This window comes from Mesorhizobium sp. LNHC252B00 (assembly GCF_000502955.1).
In the GTDB taxonomy this organism is placed as follows: Bacteria; Pseudomonadota; Alphaproteobacteria; order Rhizobiales; family Rhizobiaceae; genus Mesorhizobium.
On sequence record NZ_AYWO01000008.1, the window covers coordinates 50,772 to 76,525 of the forward strand.

A 25,754-nucleotide genomic window follows, 5' to 3' on the forward strand; every position below is an offset into this window, starting at 1 on the left:
AACATCCGAGGAGGCAGGCATGCGAGCAGAAGCGATAATGACCACGCCCGTCGTCGAAATAGACCCTGACGCTTCGATTGCCGATGCGGCACGGTTAATGCTTTCGAAAGGGATCAGCGGCCTGCCTGTCATTCGCAGCGACGGCACGCTGGTGGGGATCGTTAGCGAGGGCGATTTTCTGCGCCGGGAAGAACTGGGCACGCGACGCACGCGTCCGCGTTGGCTGGAGACTCTGGTCAGCCCAGGAAGGGCCGCCGACGAATATGTTCAAGCCAACGGAAGGCGTATCGAAGAGGTGATGACGGCGGATGTCGTTACGGTATCACCTGGCACATCGCTGTCCAGGACGGTCGAGCTCATGACACGCCATCACGTCAAACGCATTCCGGTCGTCGACGGTGGCAAGGTGGTCGGCATCGTGACCCGCTCCGACATGCTGCGCGCGTTGCGGCACCGATAGACGACGAACAAATCCGTCAGGACGTCCTTGCCGAACTTGCGAAGCAGAAATGGACCGGCAAGGACATGATCGACGTGACCGTGAACGCAGGGGCGGTGCAACTGAGCGGCGCCATCTTCGACGAACGCGAGCGCCAGGCAGCCATCGTCGCCGCCGAAAATGTCGCCGGCGTCAAGGCCGTCAGGGACAACCTCTTCTGCGCCGGACCGCTGTCGGTCGTCCTGGTTTCGTAGGCATTTGGCCACAGAAGCTGAGAAGGCAGGGACGGTCGCCCTCAGAGCTCGAAGCACTAGACTACGACTAGCGTTGGCCGGCCGCATGTTGCAGACGTGCGATCAAATCCCGGTTGCGGCAATAGTCGGGTGGATCATCGGCTTGCTGGTGTTCGTCGAGCCAAATTGCGCATTCGTCCTGGTGGCCGCAGGAGCGGCAGCGGTCCGCCGCTCGGTGGACGACGGCTTCATGGTCCGACACGATTTTCAATTGCCTGTCGACGCCAAGCTTGCGCATCATGCGATCCATCAACGCGGTCCTTGCGTCAACCGAGACTAGGTAGTCGAGAAAGTTCATGTCGGTTGCTCCTCCTTCTTTGCGATCATCGCATGCTGGCGGCAGACGACATTGATCTCGGTCAACAGGCGGAGCCGCTGCCAAAGCATCGGCCCCGATCCGTTTTGCGTGCGCGGCGAGAAGTGGTAGTTAGCCTTTCTCGCGGGCGTGTCGAATCCAAGGATTTCAGGTGAGCCAAGACGAAGCGCCTATTTTGTCGGCCGGCGGGACGATGCTGAAGTCGGTCTTGTCCCAAATGTTCGAACAGGCCCCGGGCTTCATGGCTATCATGCGCGAGCCGGATCATGTCTTTGAACTGACGAATACCGCCTATCAACGGCTCATCGGCGACAGGCAAGTGATTGGGAAATCGCTGCGCGAAGCCCTTCCCGAACTCGAAGGCCAAGGGTTCTTGGAACAGCTGGACCATGTCTACAGGACTGGCGAGCCATACAGGGGCCAAGGCATCAAGGTCGGTCTTCGCAACAGGAACGACCAGCCGCTTGAAGAGCGTATCCTCGATTTCGTCTACCAGCCGATCAAGGCCGACGATGGCCGCATCACGGCCATCTTTGTCCAAGGCACTGATGTCAGTGAGCTTTCCTTCGCGAATGCAGCCCTTCAGCTGCGCGAAGATCATTTGCGTTCGATCCTGGCGACGGTGCCCGATGCAATGGTGGTTATCGATGAACTGGGCAGCATTCAATCGTTCAGCACAGCTGCCGAAGCGCTGTTCGGTTATCAGGCCAGCGAAGCCATTGGGCGAAACGTCAGCATACTGATGCCGTCGCCCTACCGCGACGAGCACGACGCCTATCTGCTTCGCTATCTGACGACCGGCGAGCGCCGGATCATCGGGCTAGGCCGCACGGTCACCGGAATGCGGAAAGACGGTTCGACCTTTCCAATGGAGCTTTCCGTTGGCGAAATGCATCCTGGAACCGGGCGCTTCTTTACCGGCTTCTGCCGAGACCTGACCGAGCGCCACAGGGCGGAAGCGCGAATACAGGACCAGCAGCTGGAACTGCTCCACATGGCCAGGTTCACCGCGCTCGGCGAAATGGCCTCGACGCTTGCCCATGAGATAAACCAGCCGCTCACGGCGATCACAAACTACCTCAAAGGCAGCCGCCGGCTTCTCGAGAAGAGCACGGAAGTGGACGCACCGATGCTGAGAGAGGCCGTCGAGAACGCGGCTGAGCAAGCTTTGCGGGCTGGAGAGGTCATTCGTCATCTTCGCGATTTCGTCGCCAGGGGCGAAAGCGAGCGTCAGGTCGAACGCTTGCCGATGCTGATCGAGGAAGCCTCCTCACTGGCTTTGGTGGGCGCGAGGGAAATAGACGTGCTCGTCAGCTACCAGCTTGATCCGGAGGCCGAACTGGTTTTGACTGATCGCATCCAAATTCAGCAGGTGCTGCTAAACTTGATACGCAACGCCGTGGAGGCCATGCAAGGCGCGCCGCGCCGCGAGTTGAAAGTCACAACTGTCGCCCGGGACGATGGCATGGCGGAGGTAAGCGTGATCGACACCGGCCCCGGCCTCGCGCCGGAAGTCTCCGCACAGCTTTTCCAGCCATTTGTCACCACAAAGAAGCAGGGCATGGGCGTCGGCCTCTCGATTTGCCGTACCATCGTCGAATCGCACGGAGGTCACATCTGGACCGAGCCAATGCCGGCCGGAGGAACCGCTTTCCGGTTCACGTTGCGCATTGTGGAGAAGGAAGAGGTCACAAATGTCGGTTAGTGATCTGGTGCACGTGGTTGACGACGATGTGGACGTGCGCAAATCGCTTGGCTTTCTTCTGGCAACAGCCGACTTTGCCGTGCGGCTGCACGAATCGGCGACAGCTTTTCTGGATACCGCGACGGGCAATCCCGACGGTTGCATCGTCACCGACGTGCGCATGCCGGGCATCGACGGGATCGAGTTCCTGCGGCAGCTCCGAACCCGCGGACATTTGGTTCCGGTCATCGTGATGACGGGCCATGCTGATGTGGCGCTCGCCGTTCAGGCAATGAAGGAGGGGGCGTCCGATTTCATCGAAAAACCTTTCGACGACGATATTCTGATAAGTGCGATCCGTTCCGCTTTGGATAAGCGCAATCAGGCGAATACGACGCACCCACAATCCACCGAAATCAACGGCCGTTTATCGACGCTGTCGGAGAGAGAGCGACAAGTGCTCGATGGACTTGTCTCAGGTCTACCAAACAAGACGATCGCTTATGACCTCGGAATCAGCCCACGTACGGTCGAGATCCATCGCGCCAATGTCATGAGCAAGATGAGCGCGAGCAGCCTGTCGCACCTCGTGCGCATGGCACTGATCGTAGAATCCAAATCCTAGGAACCATCGTCAAAGGAGTTGTCGTCGAGAGCCGGCACACCGTGAGACCCCCAATCGCACCAGTGTGTCGGGCGGATGTCTACCCATGCGCCGGTGGCGGCGTTCCTCCAGCCTTCCCGCTCCTTCATGCAGGGAAACACTAACGCATGCTCGCCATCCTCGTCGAAGACGGCCAGTGTGAGGTTGCGCCCAAACGGAGCGGTGAGGATCGGTTTCCACATCTCCAGATGATTCTCCAGAAGCCCCAGCCCGCGCCTTGATCTGAATCATTTTCCGCAATTGCCAAATGCGCGAATGTGGACTTTGCCAGCCATGAGCCGGGCGGAAGCACCCGAATGGTGATGGTTCAAAGCGGCGCAAACAACACTTTGGGATAGCCGCGAAATAGGAGACGGCACCGATGCTGATTCAAACCCTTTCCGCCCTGGAAAGTACGAGATTGCTGACTGCCAATCGGGTCGGACGGCTAGCATGCTCAAAGAACGGGCAGCCTTACGTCGTGCCTCTCTACTACGCACATGCGGATAATCACCTCTACGCATTTTCAATGCCGGGCAAGAAGATCGAATGGATGCGAGGCAATCCGCTGGTATCCGTCCAGGTCGACGAGCGCGGCAAAGGGCGTGGATGGAGAAGCGTCGTAGTCGATGGCCGCTATGAGGAATTGCCGGACCGGGTTGGCCACAAGATCGAGCGCGACCATGCATGGTCAGTGCTGAGCAAACACGCCGACTGGTGGGAGCCTGGTGCGCTCAAGCCGGTCGTGCCTCCTGTGTCGGACAGCAGCCCACATGTGTTTTTTCGCATCCTGGTCGAGCAGGTGTCGGGTCGCGAGGCAAGTGAATAGCTGAACGACCACCCCGACCACAGATGGGACGGCTGGGCCGACGGAACCCGTTGTCGTAGGTACTTCCCCGTAAGGATGATGATGCGAGCCACCTACCGCCGCAGCGCGTGCACGCTTGCCTTGTCCTCGCCGGCCGCCGGCAATGCCATGTCATCATCGAGAAGACGTGTTATGCGGGCAAAGCCTGTGAACGCTTTCCGAGCTTCCTCGGCCGTCATCTGGCCCGACAGGGCGGCCGAGCAGCAATTCAGCGCGCACTGATAAACCGGACCGCGCCGTCCCGTCGGCCATTTCCGCAAGAACGCCATGGCCTCGGCAACACTATCAATTTCTTCAGTAGGATGCCCCTGCCCGCGCGAGATCCGCACGGGCGAAATGAAATGCAGGTCGTTCATCGTTTCCTCCCCGTCGATCGCGATGCGCTCAATCGAACCCAATGAAACGCGCCATTCGACAGCCGGTTCCACGCAATCCGAGATTTCTTTTTAGGAGATCGGAATTTCGAATCATCGGCCCGGCAGATCCAGAGGCGGCCCACCATGGAGTGCCGTCGATAATCGCAGTTCTCATTGAATATCTTTAAGGCCAAAGCCGACAAATAGATTGCTTGTCGGTTCCCCTGCGTCAGGCTTACCCTGCACCGCCAACGCGTGAGGGCGCGTGCTGCAAAAGGGGACCATTGCAATGACAATACAGGGTGCTTCACCTGATCTGTACAACGAGGACCTGGCGCCAGCCAAAACTCGAAACTGGGGACCATTCTCGATCTTCAACGTCTGGACGTCGGACGTTCACAGCCTCTGGGGCTACTATCTCGCCGCCAGCCTTTTTCTGTTCTGTGGCGGGTTCGTCAATTTCCTCATCGCCATCGGCATCGGTTCACTGATCATCTACGCGCTGATGAACATGGTCGGCTACGCCGGCGTGAAGACAGGCGTGCCCTACCCCGTGCTTGCGCGCGCCTCTTTCGGCATCTGGGGCGCCAACATACCGGCGCTGGTGCGCGCCGTCGTCGCCTGCTTCTGGTATGGCGCACAGACCGCCGCCGCCTCAGGCGCGATCGTGGCACTTTTGATCCGCTCGCAATGGTTTGCCGATTTCAACGCCAACACGCATTTCCTCGGCCATACCGGCCTGGAGGTGATCTGCTTCGTGGTCATCTGGGCGCTGCAATTGCTGATCATCCAGAACGGCATGGAAACGGTGCGCCGCTTCCAGGATTGGGCAGGACCGGCAGTGTGGGTGATGATGCTGATCCTGGCGATCTACCTCTGCGTCAAATCCGGGAGATTTGCCTTCACCAGCGATATCCCTATGGACGTGCTGCTGGACAAGACCAAGGACGCGGGCGTACCGGGCACGCCAGGAACATGGACGTCGCTGTTTGCGGTGGCGGCGATCTGGGTCACCTACTTTTCCGCGCTCTATCTCAATTTCTGCGATTTCGCCCGTTACGCGCCGGACAAGGCATCGCTGCGCAAGGGCAACATCTGGGGCCTGCCGATCAACCTGATCCTGTTTTCCCTGGTCGCCGGTGTCACCACCATTGCCGCCTTTGACGTCTATGGCGAAGTGCTGCTGCATCCCGACCAGATCTCGGCGAAGTTCGACAGCTGGTTCCTGGCAGCGCTCGCGGCCTTGACCTTTGCCGTGGCAACCCTCGGCATCAACGTGGTGGCAAACTTCGTCTCGCCGGCCTTCGACTTCTCCAACGTCTTTCCCAGGCAGATCGACTTCAAAAAGGGCGGCTATATCGCGGCCGTCATCGCGCTCGTGCTCTATCCCTTCGCACCGTGGGAAGGCAGTGCCGCTTCCTTTGTCAACGTCATTGGCGCGACGATGGGGCCGATCTTCGGCGTGATGATGGTCGACTACTATCTGATCCGGAAGGGTGAGGTCGATGTCGAGGCACTCTATCGCGAGGACGGCGAGTTCCGATTCCAGGGCGGCTGGCATGTCAATGCCTTCATCGCCGCCGGTATCGGTGCCATCTTCTCGTCGATCCTGCCGAACTTCACCAACTGGCTGCCGTCGTGGTGGGGCGTCTATGGCTGGTTCTTCGGCGTGGCGATCGCCGGCATCATCTACTACGTGCTGCGCACCGCCGCTTTGGGCGCTGGCGCCAAGACGGCAAAGGCTTGAAAATGAGGCAGTAGGCAGTAGGTGCTAGCGCGTAGAGAACCGCTTGCCTACTGCCTACTGCCTACCGCCTACCATCTCGGCCAGTTTGCGCACCGTGTTCCAGTTGCGCGAGGTGCCGACACCCAGGCGCTTGTGGCTGGTCGCCGCAAGCAGCCGCGAGCTTGGCCTCTCGCGAGAAAAGAGGACCCAGATGTCACCGCCGACCGAAAACACCTTCTCGTCCTTGGCGGCATAGGCTTGGAGCGCCGCTTCGGCACCTTTGGGTGCAGGCTTGCGCATCACCCTTACGGCCACCTGGTCGCCTGCCTTGGCAGATTCGTCCGGGAACGGATTGCCGGCGGCAAGCTTCAGCCAGTCCTCGGCACAACGCACGATGATGTCGACATGGCGGCCGAAGGTTTTTTCGAAGGCAGCTTCCAGCCGTTGTTCCAGATCGGCGACGTTCGTTGCCGGCGCCTCGAAGACCAGGTTGCCGGTCGCTACCAGCGTGCGCGGGTTCTTCAGCCCGAGTTCTTCGGCCATCGCCTTGAGGTCGGCCATGACGACCCGTCGCCCCTCACCCAGAATGATGCTGTAGAGCAGCGCGACATAAGTCCGCATCATCTGCCGGCCTGTGCAACTACACCAGCCGGCTCTGCTCCACCGCCGCCTCGATGAAACTGGCGAACAGCGGATGCGGGTCGAGCGGCCGGCTTTTCAGTTCCGGGTGATACTGCACGCCGATGAACCACGGATGATCGGGGTACTCGACCGTTTCCGGCAGCACGCCGTCGGGCGACATGCCGGCGAAGACCAGGCCGCAATCCTCGAGCCGCTCCTTGTAGTCGACATTGACCTCGTAGCGGTGGCGGTGGCGCTCGGAAATCTGTGTGTCGCCATAGATCTCGGCGATCTTCGAGCCCTTGGCGAGCTCTGCCTGATAGGCTCCGAGCCGCATCGTGCCGCCGAGGTCACCGGTCTCGCGGCGCTTCTCCAGCATGTTGCCTTTCAGCCATTCGGTCATCAGGCCGACGACCGGCTCCTTGGTCGGGCCAAACTCGGTCGATGACGCATGCTCGACACCGGCCAGCGACCGCGCTGCCTCGATGCAGGCCATCTGCATGCCGAAGCAGATGCCGAAATACGGCACTTTTCGCTCACGCGCGAACTTCGCCGCCAGGATCTTCCCTTCAGCACCGCGTTCGCCAAAGCCACCGGGAACCAGGATGCCATGAACCTTTTCCAGCCAAGGCGTCGGATCCTCCTTTTCGAAGATCTCCGATTCGATCCAGTCGAGCTTGACCTTGACGTGGTTGGCCAGGCCGCCATGCGACAGCGCCTCGATCAGCGATTTGTAGGCATCCTTGAGCCCGGTATATTTGCCGACCACGGCAATGGTGACTTCGCCTTCCGGATTGTGGATGCGGTTGGACACCGCTTGCCACGGCTCCATGCGCGGCTTCGGCGCCGGATCGATGCCGAAGGCGGCCAACACTTCCGAATCGAGCCCTTCCTTGTGGTAAGCCATTGGCACGTCGTAGATATGCGGCACGTCGAGCGCCTGGATCACCGCACTCTCGCGCACATTACAAAACAGCGACAGTTTTCTGCGCTCTTCCTTGGGAATGGCGCGGTCGGCGCGGACCAGAAGGATGTCGGGCGCGATGCCGATGCCGCGCAGTTCCTTGACCGAATGCTGGGTCGGCTTGGTCTTCAGCTCACCGGCCGTCGGGATGTAGGGCATCAGCGTCAGATGAACGTAGACGGCATTGTTGCGCGGCAGGTCGTTGCCGAGCTGGCGTATAGCTTCCAGAAATGGCATCGCCTCGATGTCGCCGACTGTGCCACCTATCTCGCACAACACGAAATCATAGTCGTCATTGCCATTGAGGACGAAATTCTTGATCTCGTCGGTAACGTGCGGGATGACCTGCACGGTGGCGCCGAGATAATCGCCGCGGCGCTCGCGCTCAATGATGTTCTTGTAGATGCGGCCGGTGGTGATGTTGTCCTGCTGATTGGCGGAACGCCCCGTGAAGCGCTCGTAATGGCCGAGATCGAGATCGGTCTCGGCGCCATCATCGGTAACGAAAACCTCGCCATGCTGGTACGGCGACATCGTGCCCGGATCGACATTGAGGTAGGGATCGAGTTTTTTGATGCGTGCGCGATAGCCTCGCGCCTGCAAGAGAGCCCCAAGGGCCGCTGCGGCAATGCCTTTTCCAAGTGAGGAAACCACGCCGCCTGTGATGAATACATATCGCGCCATGGGAGTCATCGCTTAACGCGGCCGGATTGATTCCGCCAGAGAAAAAACCACCGCGAAGGTTTTTTCCCAAGAAGGCGCTTGGACCATAGGCAAGGCAAAAGAAAAGGGCCGGCTGAGCCGGCCCTTTGGCAGGATGACGAAAACGTCAGATGATGACGACCTTGGTGCCTACCCTGACGCGGCTGTAGAGGTCCATCACGTGCTCGTTGATCATGCGGAAGCAGCCATTCGAGGCGCTGGTTCCGATCGACTGCGGCGCGATGGTGCCGTGGATGCGCAGATGCGTGTCCTTCTTGCCGTCATAGAGATAGATGGCGCGGGCACCGAGCGGGTTTTGGCCACCGCCCGGCATGCCGTCCTTGTACTGGCCGTAATGCTTCGGCTCGCGCTTCTGCATGTCCAGCGTCGGGATCCAGCGCGGCCATTCCTGCTTGTCGCCGACCGCCACCGTGCCTTTGTACTGCAGGCCTTCGCGGCCGACCGCAATGGCGTAGCGGCGAGCGGTCGAAGATGATTCGACGAGGTAGAGCCGCCGCGCGCTGGTGTCGATGACGATGGTGCCGGCGTCATAGCCGGTGAATTCCACGTCCTGCGGCACGAATTCCGGCTTCACCTTGAACTGCTTCTTGGCTTCCTTCTTGGCGAGAGCCTGATCGAGAGCCCGCGTCTCGGGAAGATAGCTCACCGACGAGCCGGATGAAGTACCGCCGAAAAGACCGGCGAACAGACCGCCGCCGCTTGGCCGCTTCTGGCCGACGACCTCGCTGCGCAGCTCGCCATTGTTGCCGGTCAAGGCGACATTCATCGCCTCAGCCGGGAGCGACTCGGCCGACTGGATCGGCGCGATCGGTTCGATGATCTTTACAGCCTGCGTCTTGGCCGGCTTGGCGTCAGCCACTTCGGTAGCCGGCGCGCTCTTGCCCTTCTTGGCCAGGAACGCCTGCCGTTCAGCGTCGGCCCTGGCCTTGGCCGCCTCGCGCATCGCCAGCTTCCTGGCTTCGAGAGCCTTGGCTTTGGCGGCTTCCTTGTCGGCAACGATCTTGGCCTCGATCTTCTTGATCTGGGCGAGATCGTCCGGCGTCGGATTTTTCTTCTTCTTGAGAAGCTTCAACTGCGACGCGTCACTCTTGACGGCGACATTGATGGCGCCGGTTTTCTCAACGGAAGGTGCGGCCATATTTGCCGGCGCGCCGGCGAAGGCTGGGGAACTCATGCCGAGTGCGGCGCAAAGTCCCAGGAAAATGAAGCTGCGAAGCTGCATGGCGAAGATCCGATCGTTCTATGCTTGTTGCCCACGGCGTCGCCCAGCGCCCCCAAGGCGCCGGAAATGCCGCGCGCAATCTATAGTCGAATAAACGCGAACGCCTCAAGCGCGAGGCCGCGCCTCACCACGTCGAATCTTCGTGATTGTGCTGCATTTGCCGCGACTGTGTTCAATCGACAACAGGCCGCGGCTGCAGAGCCTGGAGATTACTGGTTCGGAACCTGCGGGGCCGCCGGAGCGGTGCCATTGGTCGAAGACGGTTTCGAGCCGGCGGCAGGCGCCGTGCCCGCCGGAGCTGCGGCGTCGTTGCCGGACGGCGGCGTCGGCGTGGCGTTGCCGGCGGGCGCCGGTGTGGTCGTGCCTGGCAATTGGTTGAGGACACCCTTGCCGGCACCATCCGATGTCGCGGGCACGCGGTCGAGGATGTCGATCGGCTTCTCGCCATAGCGGGCGACGATCGACAGTGTCAGCGACGTGGCAAAGAAGGCCGCCGCCAGGATCGCCGTCGCACGCGTCAGCGCATTGGCGGCACCGCGCGCGGTCATGAAGCCGGATCCGCCACCGATGCCAAGGCCGCCGCCTTCGGAACGCTGCAGCAGCACCACCCCGACGAGGGCGAGCACGACCATGAGATGGATGACGATCAGTACGGTTTCCATAGTTTATCCTGGCAAAGCCTTGCCCGGTCGCGGACACGACCGGTGAATTGGAGGCGGCTCAATACAATGCTTTGATGGCATTTCCAAGCCCGTGGCCGGAATATGGGAAGCAACGCCTTCTTTGCAACGATTTCCAGCGCCGGGAGCCCCGTCCGGCGTGGCGAACATGTTCAAGCGATGTTGCGATAAGCCTCGGCGATGGCAAGAAAATCCGCGGCCTTCAGGCTGGCGCCACCGACCAGCGCGCCGTCGACATTCCTGACGCCGAGCAGTTCGACTGCATTTGAGGGCTTGACCGAGCCGCCATAGAGGATGCGCACCTTTGCCGCAACGCCGCCGAGTTTTTCCGCCAGCTTTTCGCGGATATGTGCGTGTGCTTCGGCCACATCGGCCGCGGTCGGCGTCAGGCCGGTACCGATCGCCCATACGGGCTCATAAGCAATGATGGTGTTGGACGGGGTGGCGCTTGGCGGCACCGATCCGTCGACCTGACGCGACAGCACGTCGAGAGTCGCGCCCGCTTCACGCTGCTGCTGGGTCTCGCCAATGCAGATGATGGCCACGAGCCCGGCACGCCAGGCGGCGGAGGCCTTGGCTTGTACCGTCGCGTCATCCTCGCCGCGCTGCTCACGGCACTCGGAATGGCCGACGATGACATGGCTGGCGCCCGCATCCTTGAGCATTTCCGCCGAAATGCAGCCGGTGTAGGCGCCGCTCTCCCTGCTGTGGCAATCTTCACCGCCGGCATGCACCGGCGTGCGCGACAAGATCTCCGCGGCATGGGCTAGCAATGTCGCGGGAACGCAGACCAGCGCTTCGGTCTCCGCATCGAGCCCACTCAGGAAACCGTTGCCGATCATCCTGAGTTCGTTGAGCGAGGCACTGGTGCCGTTCATTTTCCAGTTGCCGGCGACAAGCGGGCGAATTCCTGGCGTCATGGTTTGCTTCTCCGGGCGATATCGGGCTCTGGCCCTCACTACCAAAATCAGCCCACAAAGCAATCGACAGTGGACCGGAAGGGCGCTATTGCGCTTGGTTCAGACTCGGCGCATGCGAAATTGCGCATAAATCGGAAGTAACGATGCTTGGTGTATTGAGAAGCGCGGCAGGTACCTGGGTCGCGAAGACGCTGCTTTCGCTGTTGGTGGTCAGTTTCGCCGCCTGGGGCATTTCCGGACGGCTGATGGGCGGTTTCGCCGGCCATGATTCGGTCATAACCGCTGGCGGCACCAAGGTGTCGATCAAGGAATACCGGCTCGCTTATGATCGCCAGCTTGCGGTCATGTCGCAACAGTTTGGCCAGCGTCTCAGCCACGAACAGGCAAAGGCGCTCGGCGTCGATAACCAGGTTCTTGCCCAGCTCGTCTCGGGCGCCGTTCTCGACGAACAGGCCCGCAAGCTTGGCCTCGGCCTCTCCAAGGACCGGCTGGCCGAACTGACGCGCGAAGATCCGGCCTTCAAGGGCCCGGGCGGCCAGTTCGACCGCAGAACCTTCGAATATATGCTGCGGCAGATTGGCATGCGGCCGGAGGACTATCTGAAGAACCGTGCCCAGGTGGCGGTTCGCCAGCAGATCGTCGAAGCGGTCTCGGATGGTCTGAAAGCCCCGGACACCTTCTTCAAGGCCGTCGCGCTGTATCGCGGCGAAGACCGCACGATCGACTATCTGACGCTGCCCAAAGCACTGGTCGAGCCGATCGAGGCGCCGTCCGACAGCGTGCTTTCCGCCTATTTCGAGGCGAACAAGAAGAAGTATGCGGCGCCCGAATACCGCAAATTCTCCTATGTCAGGCTTGAACCGGTCGACATCATGGATACGACCGCCGTCACCGACCAACAGGTCAGAGACGATTACAACAAGAACAAGGCGCGCTACACCACGCCGGAAATGCGCACCATCGAGCAGCTTGTGTTCAAGACGCCTGATGCGGCCAAGGCCGCGCTCGATTCGCTTAAGACCGGTGTGACGTTCGACAAGCTCGTCACGGCGGAAGGCAAAACCCCGGCCGACACGCTGCTCGGCACGTTGGCCAAGGACAAGATCGCCGACAAGGCCGTCGCCGATGCGGCCTTCGCGCTCAATACCAATGAAGTCAGCCAAGTCGTGCAAGGCGCCTTTGGTCCGGTGTTGCTGCGCGTCACCGAGATCAAACCCGAGGTGGTGAAGCCACTGGCAGAAGTGTCCGACCAGATCCGCAAGGACCTGGCGCTGGGCGAGGCAAGCCGCATCCTCCTCGACGTGCGTGACAATTACGAAGACACCCGCGCCGCCGGCGGTTCGCTTGCCGATGCCGCCGCCAAGCTGAAGCTGAAGGTCGTCACCATCGATGCCATCGACCGCAGCGGGCTGCGGCCCGACGGAAGCATCGTCAAGGACCTGCCGCAATCGCCAGAGCTGATCAAGGCTGTCTTCGATGCCGAGCCCGGTACGGAGAATGACGCTTTGACCACCGCCGACAACGGCTTTGTCTTTTATGAACTGGCTTCGGTCACGCCGGCTCGGGACCGCACGTTGGACGAGGTTCGTCAGAAAGTCGTCGCCGACTGGACGGCGGCGGAGACAACCAAGCGGTTGGCCGCCAAGGCAGATGAGCTTGAAAAGCGGCTCAAGGCTAGCACCACGCTCGACGTCATCGCGGGCGAACTGAAGTTGGAAAAGCAGACCAAGCGCGGCGTCAAACGTGAGGCCGACGATGTCGATTTCGGCAAGGAGGGCGCCGCGGCGATGTTCGGAGTCGGCGAAGGCGGCACCGGCCTGATCCCCTCGCCTACCGGAGACGGGCAGATCCTGTACAAGGTCGCCGAAGTGTTCGAGCCTGCAGGGGCCGATGCCAGCTCGGTGCCAGACGATGCGCAGAAGTCCTTCACTTCCGGCATGTCTGACGACCTGCTCGACCAGTTGGTGGCGCAGTTGCAGACGCAGTACGACGTTCGCGTCGACCAGGCCGCAGTCGCCCAAGCCTCGACAAGATGAGCGCGCTGAAAACTTATATCGCCAAGGTCGCGACCGGAAGCGCGCTTTCCTTCGAGGAGGCGCGCGAGGCCTTCGACATCATCATGTCGGGTGACGCCACGCCCGGCCAGATAGGCGGCTTCCTGATGGCGCTGCGCGTGCGCGGCGAAACGGTGAGCGAGATTTCCGGCGCCGTCGCCACCATGCGGGCCAAAATGTTGCGCGTCGAAGCGCCTGACGGCGCCATCGATATCGCCGGCACGGGTGGCGACAATTCCCACAGCGTCAACATTTCGACGGCATCGGCCTTTGTCATTGCCGGAAGCGGTGTGCCGGTTGCCAAGCATGGCAATCGCGGCCTGTCGTCGCTGACAGGAGCCGCCGACGTGCTGGTTGCACTCGGCGTCAAGATCGACATACCGCCCGAGTTTATCGGCCGTTGCATCCACGAGGCGGGCGTCGGCTTCATGTTCGCGCCCGCGCACCATCCGGCGATGAAGCATGTCGGCCCGACCCGCGTCGAGCTCGGCACCCGCACCATCTTCAACCTGCTGGGGCCCCTCTCTAATCCGGCCGGCGTCAAGCGGCAGATGGTCGGCGTGTTCCTGCCGGAATGGATCCTGCCGGTAGCCGAGACGCTGAAGGCGCTGGGCGCCGAGCATGTCTGGGTTGCCCATGGCGACGGCTATGACGAGATCACCACCACCGGCGAGACGCAGGTCGCCGAACTGATCGGCGGCGAGATCCGCAGCTTCACGCTAACCCCTGAAGCGGTCGGGTTGGCGCGCCATACCAAGGATGAGTTGCGCGGTGGCGACGCGGACTACAACGCCAAGGCATTGCGCGATATGCTGGGTGGCGCTGCCGGCGCTTATCGCGACACCGTGCTGATCAATGCCGGCGCCGGACTGGTCGTGGCAGGCAAAGTGACGACGCTTGGCGACGGCATCGCGACGGCGGCGCAAGCCATCGACAGCGGCCGGGCGCTGCAAGTGCTCGACAGGCTGGTCGAGATTTCGAACGGATAGAACGTGTCTGACATTCTTCGCAAGATCGAGGCCTACAAGCGCGACGAGATCGCAGCGGCAAAGGCACATGTGCCGCTCGCCGAAATCAAGGCGCGCGCGAAGGATGCCGATGCACCGCGCGGCTTTCTTGCCGCGCTCGAAGCGAAGCGCAAATCCGGCGCTTTTGCGCTGATCGCCGAGATCAAGAAAGCGAGCCCATCCAAGGGCCTGATCCGCGCCGATTTCGACCCGCCAGCGCTGGCACAGGCCTATGCGAAAGGCGGCGCTGCCTGTCTTTCGGTGCTGACCGATGCGCCGTCGTTCCAGGGTGCGCCTGAATTTCTCACCAGGGCGCGAGCCGCCGTCGCCCTGCCCGCGCTGCGCAAGGATTTCCTATTCGACCCGTATCAGGTCTACGAAGCCCGCGCCTGGGGTGCGGACGCCATCCTCATCATCATGGCCAGCGTCGACGACACCCTGGCCAGCGACCTCGAATCCACGGCGTTCGAACTTGGCATGGATGCACTGGTCGAAGTGCATGACGAGGCCGAGACGCAGCGCGCGCTAAAGCTGTCGTCGCGGCTGATCGGCATCAACAACCGCAATCTGCGCACGTTCGAGACTAGCCTCGAGACCTCAGTGCGGCTGGCGACGATGGTGCCGGCGGACCGCTTGCTGGTCAGCGAGAGCGGAATTTTCTCGCATGACGATTGCCTCAGGCTTCGAAAGAGCGACATCGGCACCTTTCTGGTCGGCGAGAGCCTGATGCGGCAACAGGACGTCGTCACGGCGACACGCCTGCTTCTGACGGGCAAGGCGCCAGATGCATCGGCCCGAAAATCGGAATCGATTTTCGGAGAGCACGATGCATAGATTCAAAATGATAGAGCGTACTTTGTGCGTCCGAACGGACGCACGTCGCTCTATGGCGATCTGACGATGACATCAGGCCTCACCCATCTCGGCGCGCAGGGCGAGGCCAACATGGTCGATGTCGGCGACAAGGTGGAGACGACACGTACGGCGATCGCCGAGGGCTTTGTCGCGATGCAGCCCGAGACCCTGAAGACGATTCTCGCCGGCAACGCCAAGAAGGGCGACGTGCTCGGCACCGCGCGTATCGCCGGCATCATGGCGGCGAAGAAGACACATGAACTGATCCCTCTCTGCCATCCGCTGCTTCTGACCAAGGTTTCCGTCGACATCGAGCCGGACCATGCCCTGCCCGGCCTAAAGGTCACGGCACTGGCGCGCGTCACTGGCAAGACGGGCGTCGAGATGGAAGCGCTGACCGCCGCTTCGGTGGCTTGTCTGACGATATATGACATGGCCAAGGCGGTGGACCGCGCCATGGTCATCTCCGGCGTTCGGCTGGTCGAAAAGACCGGCGGCAAGTCGGGCGCGTACAAGGCAGGCGCCTGATGGCGCTGGTTCCAATCGCCGAAGCGCTCGAGCGCCTGCTCGAGGGTGCAGCACCTTTGGCCGGCGAAAACGTTCCCCTGTTCGAGGCGGCGGATCGCGTGCTGGCGGAACCGCTTGTTGCGCTGCGTACCCAGCCGCCCTTCAACGCTTCCGCCATGGATGGCTACGCAGTCCGCGCTATCGATGTGGCGTCGGTGCCGTCGCGACTTTCGGTGATCGGCATGGCGCCGGCCGGACGCGGCTTTGACGGCACCGTCAGCCACGCTCAGGCCGTGCGCATCTTCACGGGTGCGCCGCTGCCCGAAGGCGCCGACACCATTGTCGTCCAGGAAAATGTCAGGGATCTCGGTGGCAGCGACGTCGAAGTGATCGAACCAACCGCCCAAGGGCGAAACATCCGCCGCATCGGCCTCGACTTTTCAAAAGGCGACGTGCTGCTGGAAAAAGGCCGCGTGCTGGATCCGGCGGCGCTGTCGCTGGCGGCTTCGGCAAACCATTCCCGGGTCAGCGTGGTAAAACGGCCGCTGGTCGCCATCATCGCCACCGGCGACGAATTGTTGCCGCCCGGCAGCGAACTTGGGCCGGACCAGATCATCTCATCCAATGCCTATGGCGTTGCCGCGACAGCGCAATCCGTCGGCGCCCACGCGCTCGATCTCGGCATTGCCGCCGACCGCAAGGACGCGATTGCAGCCTTGGTGAAAGAGGCGGTCAGTGCCGGCGCGGATGTCATCGTCACGCTTGGAGGCGCCTCGGTCGGCGATCACGACCTAATCCATGACGTGCTGACCGGCGAAGGCATGACGCTCGGCTTCTGGAAAATCGCCATGCGTCCCGGCAAGCCGCTGATGTTCGGCCGCCTTGGCGACATTAGATGCATCGGCCTACCCGGCAACCCGGTCGCAAGCCTGGTCTGCTCGCAGCTGTTCCTGAAGCCGCTGCTGGCGCGGCTCGGTGGCCGCGACTATCGCCAGGACATTCGTCCGGCGCGATTGGGTGCCGCAATGCCGGCCAATGATCTGCGCCAGGACTATGTGCGGGCGGTGGTCAGGGAAGACAATGGCGCGCTGGTGGCGACGCCGTTCGGCATCCAAGATTCCTCGATGCTGAGAATGCTGGCCGACGCCAACGGGCTGATCGTGCGTGCGCCGTTTGCCCCCGCAGCCGCTGCGGGCGAGGCCTGTAGCGTGCTGATGCTGCGCTGAAGAAGCTCCGGCAAACCTTTAATAGAGTTGTGAAAATTGTGCTCGGCTATTCCGAGATCAAGGCTTGTGTCAGCGGATGCGCCGGATCTGCAAGGCCATCGACAATGTTGTAATGATGACGGTCGGGCTCGACCACGGTGCTGGTGGTGGCGCCGAGGCCGGTCCAGATGTTGGCAAGCAGCGCGTTCTGGCGCAGGAATTCGGCGCGCTCACCACCACCAGCCCAGCAGGTGATGCGGGCGCCGTCCATGGGTCGCAGCAGCGCCGGGCTTTCAGCCAGCGCCTCCCCTTCGTCGATTGCCAGTGCCTTGTTCATCCCGGTGCGCATAAGCGGACGCAGGTCGTGGAGGCCTGAAATCGAAACGACATGGCGTATGCGCCGCGCCACATCGGCCGCCAGAGGCGTTGATATCGTCACCATTCGAGTTGCGAGATGGCCGCCGGCCGAATGTCCCGTCAGCATCAGCGGCCCGTCGATCATTGCCGCTGCCTTGCCGATAGCCGCGCCGATTTCCCCGACTATACCGGCAATGCGTATGTCCGGGCACAGCGTGTAGGACGGCATCGCCACGGCAAAGCCGCTGCTGACCGCGCCATTGGCGAGGTGCGACCACATGTTCTTGTCGGTCTCCAGCCAGTAACCGCCGTGGAGGACTACCACCAACCCCTTGGGCGCGACATTGGGAAGGAAAAGATCGAGCCGATTGCGCGGTCCGTCACCATAGGCGATGTCGAGCCGTGCCCGGCCCTCCATTGAGAGCGCATCACGAAATGCTTGCGCTGGCTCCGCCCACGCAGCCGGCCAGCGGTCACTGCCGGCGATGTTCGCGCCGTTGGCATAGGCATCATCCCAATCGACAATGTGACGTTCGAACATCTGCGCCTCCCCCAAAACGGCATCGCTTGTGAGCTAGCAATGGCCACCGGCACGCCATGCGTCAATGCTTCAAGGCCAAAACATTTTAGGCTTGAAACAAATTTCGACTGGTGCGATCCTGACAAGACGATCAGCCGACGAAATGGGAGGTCTGCTGTGCTGCCCTGACCCCGTAGATGCTCGTCCTTTCCCGGTGGCATAGTCGAGCTGGCACGATTGGCGGTACGAAAACCTCCCGCGAAAGACAGGAACTTCAAATCCACCACACAGGTCAGGCACATCGCGCACTGGCCAGGCAGCAGACGGGATAGCGGCGACATGCTTGGGCCTTCAGCGCATATCGACACGTTCACGCGCGATCACCTGCCGCCTCCGGAGCAGTGGCCGGATTTCCTGCTCGACGGCTTTGATTATCCCGAACGTCTCAATGCCGGCGTCGAACTGACGGACAGGCTGGTCGAGAGGGGCCTCGGTGACCACACCGCGCTGATCGGCAATGGCCGCCGCCGCACCTACAAGGAACTGTCCGACTGGACGAACAGGCTAGCCCACGCGCTGGTCGAGAACTACGGCGTCAAGCCGGGCAACCGGGTGCTGGTCCGCTCCGCCAACAACCCCGCCATGGTCGCCTGCTGGCTGGCCGCCACCAAGGTCGGCGCCGTGGTCGTCAACACCATGCCGATGCTGCGCGCCGGTGAGCTTGCCAAGATCGTCGACAAGGCGGAAATCACCATCGCGTTGTGTGACACCAGGCTGATGGACGAGATGACAGCCTGCGCCAAGGACAGCGCGTTCCTCAAACAGGTCATCGGCTTCGACGGCACCGCCAACCATGATGCTGAACTCGACCGTGCCGCTCTCGATAAGCCGGTGACGTTCACCGCCGTCGACACCGGCCGCGACGATGTCGCGCTGCTCGGCTTCACCTCGGGCACGACTGGCGTGCCGAAGGCGACGATGCATTTCCACCGCGACCTCCTGATCATCGCCGATGCGTACGCACGCGAAATCCTTCGGGTGACACCGGACGATATCTTTGTCGGCTCGCCGCCGCTGGCCTTCACCTTCGGCCTTGGCGGGCTCGCCATCTTCCCGCTCCGCTTCGGTGCGGCAGCGACACTGTTGGAACAGGCGACGCCGCCCAACATGATACACATCATCGAGACCTATAAGGCGACCGTCTCCTTCACCGCGCCGACCGCCTACCGCGCCATGCTGAAGGCCATGGATGAAGGGGCCGATCTGTCATCGCTGCGTGTCGCCGTTTCGGCTGGCGAAACCTTGCCCGCTCCGGTTTTCGAAGAGTGGACGCAAAAGACCGGCAAGCCTATCCTCGACGGCATCGGCGCCACCGAGATGCTGCACATCTTCATCTCCAACCGCTTTGACGACATGAAGCCGGCGTCGACCGGCAAGCCGGTGGGCGGCTACGAGGCGCGCATCGTCGACGAGGAGATGCGCGAGCTGCCGCGCGGCGCGACCGGCAGGCTGGCGGTGCGCGGACCGACCGGCTGCCGCTACATGGCCGATAACAGGCAGAAGGACTACGTCCGCGACGGCTGGAACCTCACCGGCGACACCTTCACGCAGGACGAAGACGGCTTCTTCCATTTCGCCGCGCGCTCCGACGACATGATCGTCAGCGCCGGCTACAACATTGCCGGACCCGAGGTCGAGGCGGCACTCCTGTCGCACCCGGATGTTGCCGAATGCGCGGTGATCGGCACGGAAGATGCCGAACGCGGCCAGATCGTCGAAGCGCACGTCGTGCTGGTGCAGGGCGTAGCGCCGGACGCATTGACGACCAAGCGCCTGCAGGACCACGTCAAGGCAACGATCGCGCCCTATAAATATCCGCGATCGGTGAAATTTATCGCCGCGCTGCCCAAGACCCAGACCGGCAAGATCCAGCGTTTTCGGCTGCGCACGGAGAAGATCAATTGAGCGAACCCTACGATCCGGCGTCCGAAGGCGCACAGATGTCGTTCAAGGAGAGCATGTCCTACAGCGACTATCTGCACCTGGAGAAAGTGCTGGAGGCCCAGACGCCGCTGTCTTCGGCGCATGACGAGATGCTGTTCATCATCCAGCACCAGACCTCCGAACTGTGGATGAAGCTCGCCCTGCACGAGATTGGCGCTGCGATCCGCTCGATCCGCGCCGATCGCCTCGAGCCAAGCTTCAAGATGCTGTCGCGCGTCGCCCGCATTTTCGAACAGCTCAACAACGCCTGGGATGTGCTGCGCACGATGACGCCCAGCGAATATACCGAGTTCCGCGATGCACTCGGCCAGTCCTCGGGTTTCCAGTCCTGGCAGTATCGCGCCATAGAGTTCATGGCCGGCAACCGCAACCTCGCCATGCTGGGCCCTCACAAGCACCGGCCGGACCTCAGCGGCAAGCTGGAGGCGATCCTGGCGGAGCCGTCGCTCTACGACGAAGCGCTGCTGCTTCTGGCGCGCAACGGATTCGACATCGGCACCGATGCCAGGCGCACGGATTGGCGTGAGACGCGAACCGAGAATGAAGAGGTTCTGGTCGCCTGGCAGACCATCTACCGCGACCCGCAGCGCTACTGGATGTTCTACGAACTGGCCGAGAAGCTGGTCGACTTCGAGGACTATTTCCGCCGCTGGCGCTTCAACCACGTCACCACGGTCGAGCGCATCATCGGCCTGAAACGCGGCACCGGCGGCACGTCGGGTGCTTCGTATCTCAAGAAGATGCTCGAGGTCGTGCTGTTTCCGGAGCTGTGGGCAGTCCGTACCCGGCTTTGACACAATCGAAATGAGAACAGGCACATCGAGGGCGCGCTTGCAGCGGAAAACCTTCGCGAACAACCGAGGACTGACTGACCATGAGTGGAATTCCTGATCTCGCTGCAATCGAAACGATGGATGCCACGGATCCGCTCCGCGCCATGCGCGATCGTTTCATTCTGCCGGAGGGGGTGATCTATCTCGACGGCAATTCGCTTGGGGCAGCGTCGCATGCCGTTTTCGGCGAGCTGCAGCAGGCGGCCACCGAGGAATGGGCCAAGGATCTCATTCGGGCCTGGAATACAGCCGGATGGTTCGAGATGCCGATCGAACTTGGCGACCAGCTCGGACGCTTGATCGGGGCCGCAGCCGGACAGACTGTTGTCTGCGACACGACGTCGATCAACATCTACAAGGTGCTACATGCCGCGATGGAGATGCGGCCCGGCCGATCGGCGATCGTCGCCGAGGCTGACAGTTTTCCCACCGACCTCTACATCGCCGAAGGCGTTGCCTCGACCCGCGATGGGGTCCTTCTGCGCCTCGCGGGCGTCGACGCGCCAACCATCGAAGAGCTGATCGACGAAAGCGTCGCGGTGGTGCTGGTCAACCACGTCAATTACAAATCGGGTGAACTGCGCGACATGGCGGCGCTGACGCGCATAGCTCATGCGGCCGGAGTGCTGATCGTTTGGGATCTATGCCACACCGCTGGCGCTCTGCCAGTCGAGCTCGATCATGCAAAAGCCGATTTCGCTGTCGGCTGCACCTACAAGTACCTCAACGGCGGTCCAGGCGCGCCAGCCTTCATCTATGCCGCGCAACGCCACCACGGCGCGATCAGCCAGCCGCTCAGCGGCTGGTGGGGGCATGCACGGCCCTTTGCCTTCGAACGAGGCTATGTTGCCGGCACCGGTATCCGCCGCTTTCTGTGCGGCACGCAGCCGGTCCTGTCGATGCGGGCGCTCAAAGGTGCGCTCGCAATCTGGAACGACGTCGACGTGGCGGCATTGCGAAAGAAAAGCGTCGCGCTGACCGAACTGTTCATCCAGCTCGTCGAAGCGAAGTGCGGTGCCTATGGCCTCACGCTGGAGAGCACCCGCGACGCGACCAGGCGCGGCAGCCAGGTGTCGTTCGTTCACGATCATGGCTATCAAATCGTGCGGGCGCTGATCGAGCGCGGAGTGATCGGTGACTTCCGCGCGCCGTCAACCATCCGTTTCGGATTTACGCCGCTCTATGTCGGCTACAAGGACGTGTGGCTGGCGGTCGAGGTGCTGGAAGACATTCTGCGAACGGATGCATGGAAGGACCAGCGTTTCGCCGTCAAGGAGGCCGTGACCTGACGCAGTCGTCCCAACTGTTGTCGCATCGTTGCCTCTTGGTCGGATGATGGAGGGACGAATTTCCAGTGCACAAATCCGGTTGCCGCTGCTGGCCAACACTGGCATCAACAAATTAACCAAGGTTGGCATTTTGGCTTCGTTTCGTTCACGGCAGACGAACGCATGGAAGGCTGGAAATGCCCCGTCGCGGATCCATGGGCAGCTCATGCCAAAGCTTGGGCCAACGATGGGCGGCAGCCCATTAACCATAACAATTTCAATGCCGGAAAGCGCCTTGTGACGGCATGCCGTGATCACCCAAGCGCGCTGGCGCGCGCCAAATAATTTCAGCGGCCTTAACAGATTCATTAAACTTTAAACGGTTGCAGAACACAACTGGAACATATAGTGTTTGTTCTGGGTTTGTTTTCTGATTCTGGTTTTAGGTACCCTGGGGGCCGCCATGCTGACACGCAAGCAACACGAACTGCTGATGTTCATTCATGAACGCCTGAAGGAAAGCGGCATTCCGCCATCCTTCGACGAGATGAAGGAGGCGCTCGACCTTGCCTCCAAATCCGGGATTCATCGTTTGATCACGGCACTGGAAGAGCGCGGCTTCATTCGCCGGCTGCCCAACCGGGCGCGCGCGTTGGAAGTGCTGCGGCTGCCGGATTCGATCGCGCCCGGCCTCAACGCGGCGAAAAAGTTCTCGCCTAGCGTCATCCAGGGCAGTCTTGGTCAGGCCAGTCTCGGCCAGGGCGGCCTTGGCCGGCAGATCAAGCCGGCGTCTTCACGGATGCCTTCAGCCGGCAATGACGACGACGTGGTCTCCGCCGTGTCGATCCCTGTGATGGGGCGCATCGCCGCCGGTGTGCCGATCGATGCCATCCAGCACCAGACCCATTCGATCTCGGTGCCGCCGGACATGATCATGGGAGGCGAGCACTATGCGCTGGAGGTCAAGGGCGACTCGATGATCGAGGCCGGCATCTTCGACGGCGACACCGTCATCATCCGCAACGCCGATACGGCGAGCCCTGGCGAGATCATCGTGGCGCTGGTGGATGAAGAGGAAGCGACGCTGAAGCGGTTCCGCCGCAAGGGTGCCTCGATTGCTCTCGAAGCCGCCAATCCGGCCTATGAGACACGGATTTTCGGACCAGACCGGGTCAAGGTGCAGGGCAAGCTTGTCGGCCTGATCCGCCGTTACTGAGGCAGCTGCGGTTTAACGACGGGCTTGTCCGGTCTCTTGAAGGGCGGCAGGCCCCTCGCCTCACGCGAAAACTTGCGTTGCACGTGCCAAGGCCGGTAGGGCCTACCCACCGCAAAGCTGACCGTTGCCGGCGTGGTCGCCGACTGGCGATCGAAGAAGACGGCAGCACTGCCATTGCGAGCCAGTTGCCGTTTGGTGATGACGAGAACCAGCGGGTTGTGACAAGCGTCATAGGCCGTCGCGTCGTTGATGACGATCAGGTCGGCGAAGCCGCAGGCTTTCCAGGTGTCCTTTCGGTCCTCGACATAGGCAATGATAGCTCCGGACGGATGCCTGGCGAGACAAACGCCTGATGTGCAATAGAATGGCGCTCCCGGCGGCATTTCAGCCGCATCCTCGACGTCGAATTGCCCGTCGCCTTCGTCGAACACCTCCGGCGCGATAATGCTTTCGGATGTCAGCGCACGCTTCCAGTTGTCGACGGTGAATTCGTTCGGCCTGGCCCGGCTGACCGCGAGTTCGCCGCCGCCAATCGGCAGCGCCACCAGCCTCGCATCCTCCGAGACCAGCACGTCAGGTACGCGCGTATCCGAGACGGTCAACAGGCCGGCAAGCGCGAAGGGAAGCGCTGCGAGCCGCAACCATGTGGTCGCCATCGTCGCGATGACCAAGGCAATCGTCACCAGCACGACGGATTGCTGCGAAATCAAACCGATTGCGTCGACTGGCGAACGCTCGGAAATCCATCCGGACATCGCGATCATCACCGTCAGGCCTTTGCCCATCAGATAGAGGGCCGGCCAGTCCAACCCGAATGGCATCAGCAGCGCGCTGGCGACAGCCAGGAACATCACGACTGTTACGATAGGCATGATGGCCAGGTTGGCGAACAGGCTGAGCGGCGACACACGCTGAAAATGCCAGATGGCAAACAGCGCCGTGGCGCTGCCGGCGATGATGGAGGTCATGGCAAGGCCGCCTGCCGCCAGCAGGAATTTTCGCGTCAGGAAGCCGGGCAAGGATCGCTTTGGCGGCGGTGGCCTCGCCTTCCCCGCACGATGATCCGCCCAGCCGGCATAGGCACCGACCAGCGCGGCCGTCGCGGCAAACGACATTTGAAAACTCGGGCCGACCACTTCATGCGGCGACACCATGATGACCGCGATCGCCGAGATCGCCAGATTGCGCATCGTCAGTGCTGCCCGATCAAAAAGAACGGCAATCAGCATCACCGCCAGCATGATGAAACTGCGCTCGGCGGCAACGACGACGCCTGAGATGATAAGATAGGCGGCGATCGAGAACAGTGCGGCAGCCGCAGCATACTTCTTGACCGGGCGACGCGCGGAAAAATCCGGAAACAGGGCGAAGGCGCCACGCAGCAAACCCATGATGGTGCCAGCGACCAGCGCCATGTGCAGTCCGGAAATGGAGATGATGTGATAGATGCCGGTACGCCGCATCGCCTCGTTCACGTCATCGGGAATGCCGGCGCGAACGCCGACGATCAGCGCCGCGGCGATCTCGCCTTCGGCGCCACCGACGCTGCCCCTAATGTGATCGGCAATGGCTTCACGGGCTTTTTCGATCCCCGAGGAAAGCCGGGCCGCCAGCGGCATGCTATCGTCCTCGGTGACGACAAGTTTTGGATTGCCGAGAAAGAAACCGCTGCCGCCGATGCCGGCGAAATAGCTGTCGAAGGAGAAGTCGTAGCTGTCCGGCCGCACCGGCCCGGTCGGTGGCAACAGCTTGGCATACCCAGTGATCAGGGAACCGGCGGTCATGTCCGCCGGGATATTGCGTGCCGAAAGCCGCACCCGCTCCGGCGCATAGCGCAGTTTCGGCCTTGCAGTCGATGCCACGTCGATTGTCAGCCGGATGCGACCGCTCTCCATCCGTTCGAGCGAGACGACCCGGCCGGTCACTTGCGTCGAGATTTCCGAGCCCAGCATCTGCGTTCCGGCTCGCCATGTCTCGACCTTCGCGGCGAGCAGGCCGAGTGTACACAAAAGCGCCGCCATGAAGGACAGATGGGTTTTCGGCCAGGAACGCGAGACCAGCGCACAGAGCCCCGCCAAGATGACAACTGCGACAGGCTTTGCGAAGTCCGGCTCCGCCACAAGCGAAAAATAGCCGATCGCCCCGCTTGCCAGGCAGACCGGCACCAGCAGGAAGGCCACGCCTCGGTCGAGTTCCAGGCCCGCCGCCATGGCCAGCTATTGCGCAGGCGCGGCGGTGATATCAGGCCAATCTGCCGGCGCAAGCGCACGATCCTGCTGGCTTCGGCAGTTGGAACAGGGGCGGAGACACCGGCTTGCAAAGGCGCCTTGTCGGGTGCCGGCACAAGGGGCGATGGCGGCGGCAATGAAGCTGGCAGTGGCGCTGCAAACAGGGACCGCTCGCTGACGCCAATGACAGCGTCCTCGTCCTGATCCGAGCCCCAGCCTCGTCCAGCCATCGGGTCTGCCCCTTG

General features: G+C 61.9%; 24 protein-coding genes and 1 pseudogene. 15 read left to right on the forward strand and 10 right to left on the reverse strand.

Annotated features, from left to right (window positions below; all coding sequences use genetic code 11):
* Nucleotides 1-37 precede the first annotated feature (37 nt).
* Both X744_RS1000000176230 and X744_RS1000000176235 read left to right on the forward strand, forming a co-directional pair.
* Entirely contained in the window at nucleotides 38-460 is a 423-nt protein-coding gene (locus X744_RS1000000176230) for a CBS domain-containing protein (protein ID WP_348626160.1), read from the forward strand.
* A gap of 11 nt (nucleotides 461-471) precedes the next feature.
* Nucleotides 472-693 carry a BON domain-containing protein gene (locus X744_RS1000000176235; protein ID WP_348626162.1) on the forward strand — a complete coding sequence of 74 codons (222 nt, stop codon included), beginning with the start codon at nucleotides 472-474 and terminating at the stop codon, nucleotides 691-693.
* A 67-nt stretch (nucleotides 694-760) separates the two neighbouring features.
* On the opposite strand, the gene X744_RS157115 is transcribed toward X744_RS1000000176235, so the two are convergent.
* Entirely contained in the window at nucleotides 761-1,030 is a 270-nt protein-coding gene (locus X744_RS157115) for a DUF6455 family protein (protein WP_023759211.1), read from the reverse strand.
* Between the two features lie 169 nt (nucleotides 1,031-1,199).
* Here X744_RS157115 and X744_RS157110 point away from each other — a divergent pair, with 169 nt between their 5' ends.
* On the forward strand, nucleotides 1,200-2,753 hold the full coding sequence (locus X744_RS157110; protein ID WP_023759213.1) for a PAS domain-containing sensor histidine kinase: 1,554 nt from the start codon (nucleotides 1,200-1,202) through the stop codon (nucleotides 2,751-2,753).
* Complete coding sequence (gene fixJ / locus X744_RS157105; RefSeq protein WP_023759214.1) at nucleotides 2,743-3,357, forward strand: response regulator FixJ; 615 nt, start codon at nucleotides 2,743-2,745, stop codon at nucleotides 3,355-3,357. The genes X744_RS157110 and fixJ overlap by 11 nt, the downstream gene beginning before the upstream one ends.
* Here the strand turns inward: fixJ and X744_RS157100 are convergent.
* On the reverse strand, nucleotides 3,354-3,578 hold the full coding sequence (locus tag X744_RS157100; protein WP_023759215.1) for a hypothetical protein: 225 nt from the start codon (nucleotides 3,576-3,578) through the stop codon (nucleotides 3,354-3,356). The genes fixJ and X744_RS157100 overlap by 4 nt on opposite strands.
* 179 nt (nucleotides 3,579-3,757) lie before the next feature.
* Between X744_RS157100 and X744_RS157095 the strand changes: the two genes are divergently transcribed.
* Nucleotides 3,758-4,204, forward strand: a complete 447-nt coding sequence (locus X744_RS157095) for a pyridoxamine 5'-phosphate oxidase family protein (RefSeq protein ID WP_023759216.1) — start codon at nucleotides 3,758-3,760, stop codon at nucleotides 4,202-4,204.
* A gap of 92 nt (nucleotides 4,205-4,296) precedes the next feature.
* On the opposite strand, the gene X744_RS157090 is transcribed toward X744_RS157095, so the two are convergent.
* On the reverse strand, nucleotides 4,297-4,599 hold the full coding sequence (locus X744_RS157090; protein WP_023759217.1) for a DUF982 domain-containing protein: 303 nt from the start codon (nucleotides 4,597-4,599) through the stop codon (nucleotides 4,297-4,299).
* Nucleotides 4,600-4,888: 289 nt separating this feature from the next.
* On the opposite strand from X744_RS157090, the gene X744_RS157085 reads away from it, so the two are divergent.
* A complete protein-coding gene (locus X744_RS157085) occupies nucleotides 4,889-6,346 on the forward strand; it encodes an NCS1 family nucleobase:cation symporter-1 (protein ID WP_023759218.1) in 1,458 nt (485 codons plus the stop codon).
* A gap of 54 nt (nucleotides 6,347-6,400) precedes the next feature.
* Here X744_RS157085 and X744_RS157080 read toward each other — a convergent pair whose 3' ends face one another.
* The 5 genes from X744_RS157080 to tpiA all read right to left on the reverse strand — a co-directional run bounded on the left by X744_RS157080 (nucleotide 6,401) and on the right by tpiA (nucleotide 11,455).
* Nucleotides 6,401-6,946 carry a DUF1697 domain-containing protein gene (locus X744_RS157080; RefSeq protein ID WP_023759219.1) on the reverse strand — a complete coding sequence of 182 codons (546 nt, stop codon included), beginning with the start codon at nucleotides 6,944-6,946 and terminating at the stop codon, nucleotides 6,401-6,403.
* Between the two features lie 19 nt (nucleotides 6,947-6,965).
* Nucleotides 6,966-8,603, reverse strand: coding sequence for a CTP synthase (locus X744_RS157075; protein WP_084025403.1), 1,638 nt, complete (start codon nucleotides 8,601-8,603; stop codon nucleotides 6,966-6,968).
* 136 nt (nucleotides 8,604-8,739) lie between these two features.
* Entirely contained in the window at nucleotides 8,740-9,855 is a 1,116-nt protein-coding gene (locus X744_RS157070; RefSeq protein WP_023759221.1) for a L,D-transpeptidase, read from the reverse strand.
* Between the two features lie 209 nt (nucleotides 9,856-10,064).
* On the reverse strand, nucleotides 10,065-10,517 hold the full coding sequence (secG, locus tag X744_RS157065; protein ID WP_023759222.1) for a preprotein translocase subunit SecG: 453 nt from the start codon (nucleotides 10,515-10,517) through the stop codon (nucleotides 10,065-10,067).
* Between the two features lie 170 nt (nucleotides 10,518-10,687).
* On the reverse strand, nucleotides 10,688-11,455 hold the full coding sequence (gene tpiA, locus X744_RS157060; protein WP_023759223.1) for a triose-phosphate isomerase: 768 nt from the start codon (nucleotides 11,453-11,455) through the stop codon (nucleotides 10,688-10,690).
* Between the two features lie 143 nt (nucleotides 11,456-11,598).
* On the opposite strand from tpiA, the gene X744_RS157055 reads away from it, so the two are divergent.
* From X744_RS157055 to glp, 5 genes are all read left to right on the forward strand, one after another.
* Complete coding sequence (locus tag X744_RS157055; protein WP_023759224.1) at nucleotides 11,599-13,491, forward strand: SurA N-terminal domain-containing protein; 1,893 nt, start codon at nucleotides 11,599-11,601, stop codon at nucleotides 13,489-13,491.
* Entirely contained in the window at nucleotides 13,488-14,498 is a 1,011-nt protein-coding gene (gene trpD, locus X744_RS157050; protein ID WP_023759225.1) for an anthranilate phosphoribosyltransferase, read from the forward strand. Before X744_RS157055 ends, trpD begins: the two co-directional genes overlap by 4 nt.
* A gap of 3 nt (nucleotides 14,499-14,501) precedes the next feature.
* Complete coding sequence (gene trpC, locus X744_RS157045) at nucleotides 14,502-15,350, forward strand: indole-3-glycerol phosphate synthase TrpC (protein ID WP_023759226.1); 849 nt, start codon at nucleotides 14,502-14,504, stop codon at nucleotides 15,348-15,350.
* Nucleotides 15,351-15,416: 66 nt separating this feature from the next.
* The gene (gene moaC, locus X744_RS157040) at nucleotides 15,417-15,899 is read left to right on the forward strand and encodes a cyclic pyranopterin monophosphate synthase MoaC (protein WP_023759227.1); all 483 of its coding nucleotides are present in this window, start codon (nucleotides 15,417-15,419) and stop codon (nucleotides 15,897-15,899) included.
* Entirely contained in the window at nucleotides 15,899-17,104 is a 1,206-nt protein-coding gene (gene glp, locus X744_RS157035; RefSeq protein ID WP_023759228.1) for a gephyrin-like molybdotransferase Glp, read from the forward strand. Before moaC ends, glp begins: the two co-directional genes overlap by 1 nt.
* Nucleotides 17,105-17,150: 46 nt before the next feature.
* On the opposite strand, the gene X744_RS157030 is transcribed toward glp, so the two are convergent.
* Nucleotides 17,151-17,981: an alpha/beta hydrolase gene (locus tag X744_RS157030; protein ID WP_023759229.1), complete on the reverse strand. Its 831-nt coding sequence runs from the start codon at nucleotides 17,979-17,981 to the stop codon at nucleotides 17,151-17,153.
* Between the two features lie 318 nt (nucleotides 17,982-18,299).
* Between X744_RS157030 and X744_RS157025 the strand changes: the two genes are divergently transcribed.
* From X744_RS157025 to lexA, 4 genes are all read left to right on the forward strand, one after another.
* Nucleotides 18,300-19,925, forward strand: a complete 1,626-nt coding sequence (locus X744_RS157025) for an AMP-binding protein (RefSeq protein WP_023759230.1) — start codon at nucleotides 18,300-18,302, stop codon at nucleotides 19,923-19,925.
* Nucleotides 19,922-20,758 carry a tryptophan 2,3-dioxygenase gene (gene kynA / locus X744_RS157020; RefSeq protein ID WP_031260180.1) on the forward strand — a complete coding sequence of 279 codons (837 nt, stop codon included), beginning with the start codon at nucleotides 19,922-19,924 and terminating at the stop codon, nucleotides 20,756-20,758. The genes X744_RS157025 and kynA overlap by 4 nt, the downstream gene beginning before the upstream one ends.
* An 80-nt stretch (nucleotides 20,759-20,838) precedes the next feature.
* The gene (gene kynU / locus X744_RS157015) at nucleotides 20,839-22,086 is read left to right on the forward strand and encodes a kynureninase (protein WP_023759232.1); all 1,248 of its coding nucleotides are present in this window, start codon (nucleotides 20,839-20,841) and stop codon (nucleotides 22,084-22,086) included.
* Nucleotides 22,087-22,528: 442 nt separating this feature from the next.
* Nucleotides 22,529-23,281 (forward strand): transcriptional repressor LexA, encoded by a 753-nt coding sequence (gene lexA / locus X744_RS157010; RefSeq protein ID WP_023759233.1) that lies wholly within the window; start codon nucleotides 22,529-22,531, stop codon nucleotides 23,279-23,281.
* On the opposite strand, the pseudogene X744_RS01000000169625 reads toward lexA, so the two are convergent.
* A pseudogene (locus X744_RS01000000169625) lies at nucleotides 23,275-25,739 on the reverse strand (ComEC/Rec2 family competence protein). The gene lexA and the pseudogene X744_RS01000000169625 sit on opposite strands and share 7 nt — an antisense overlap.
* Nucleotides 25,740-25,754 lie beyond the last annotated feature (15 nt).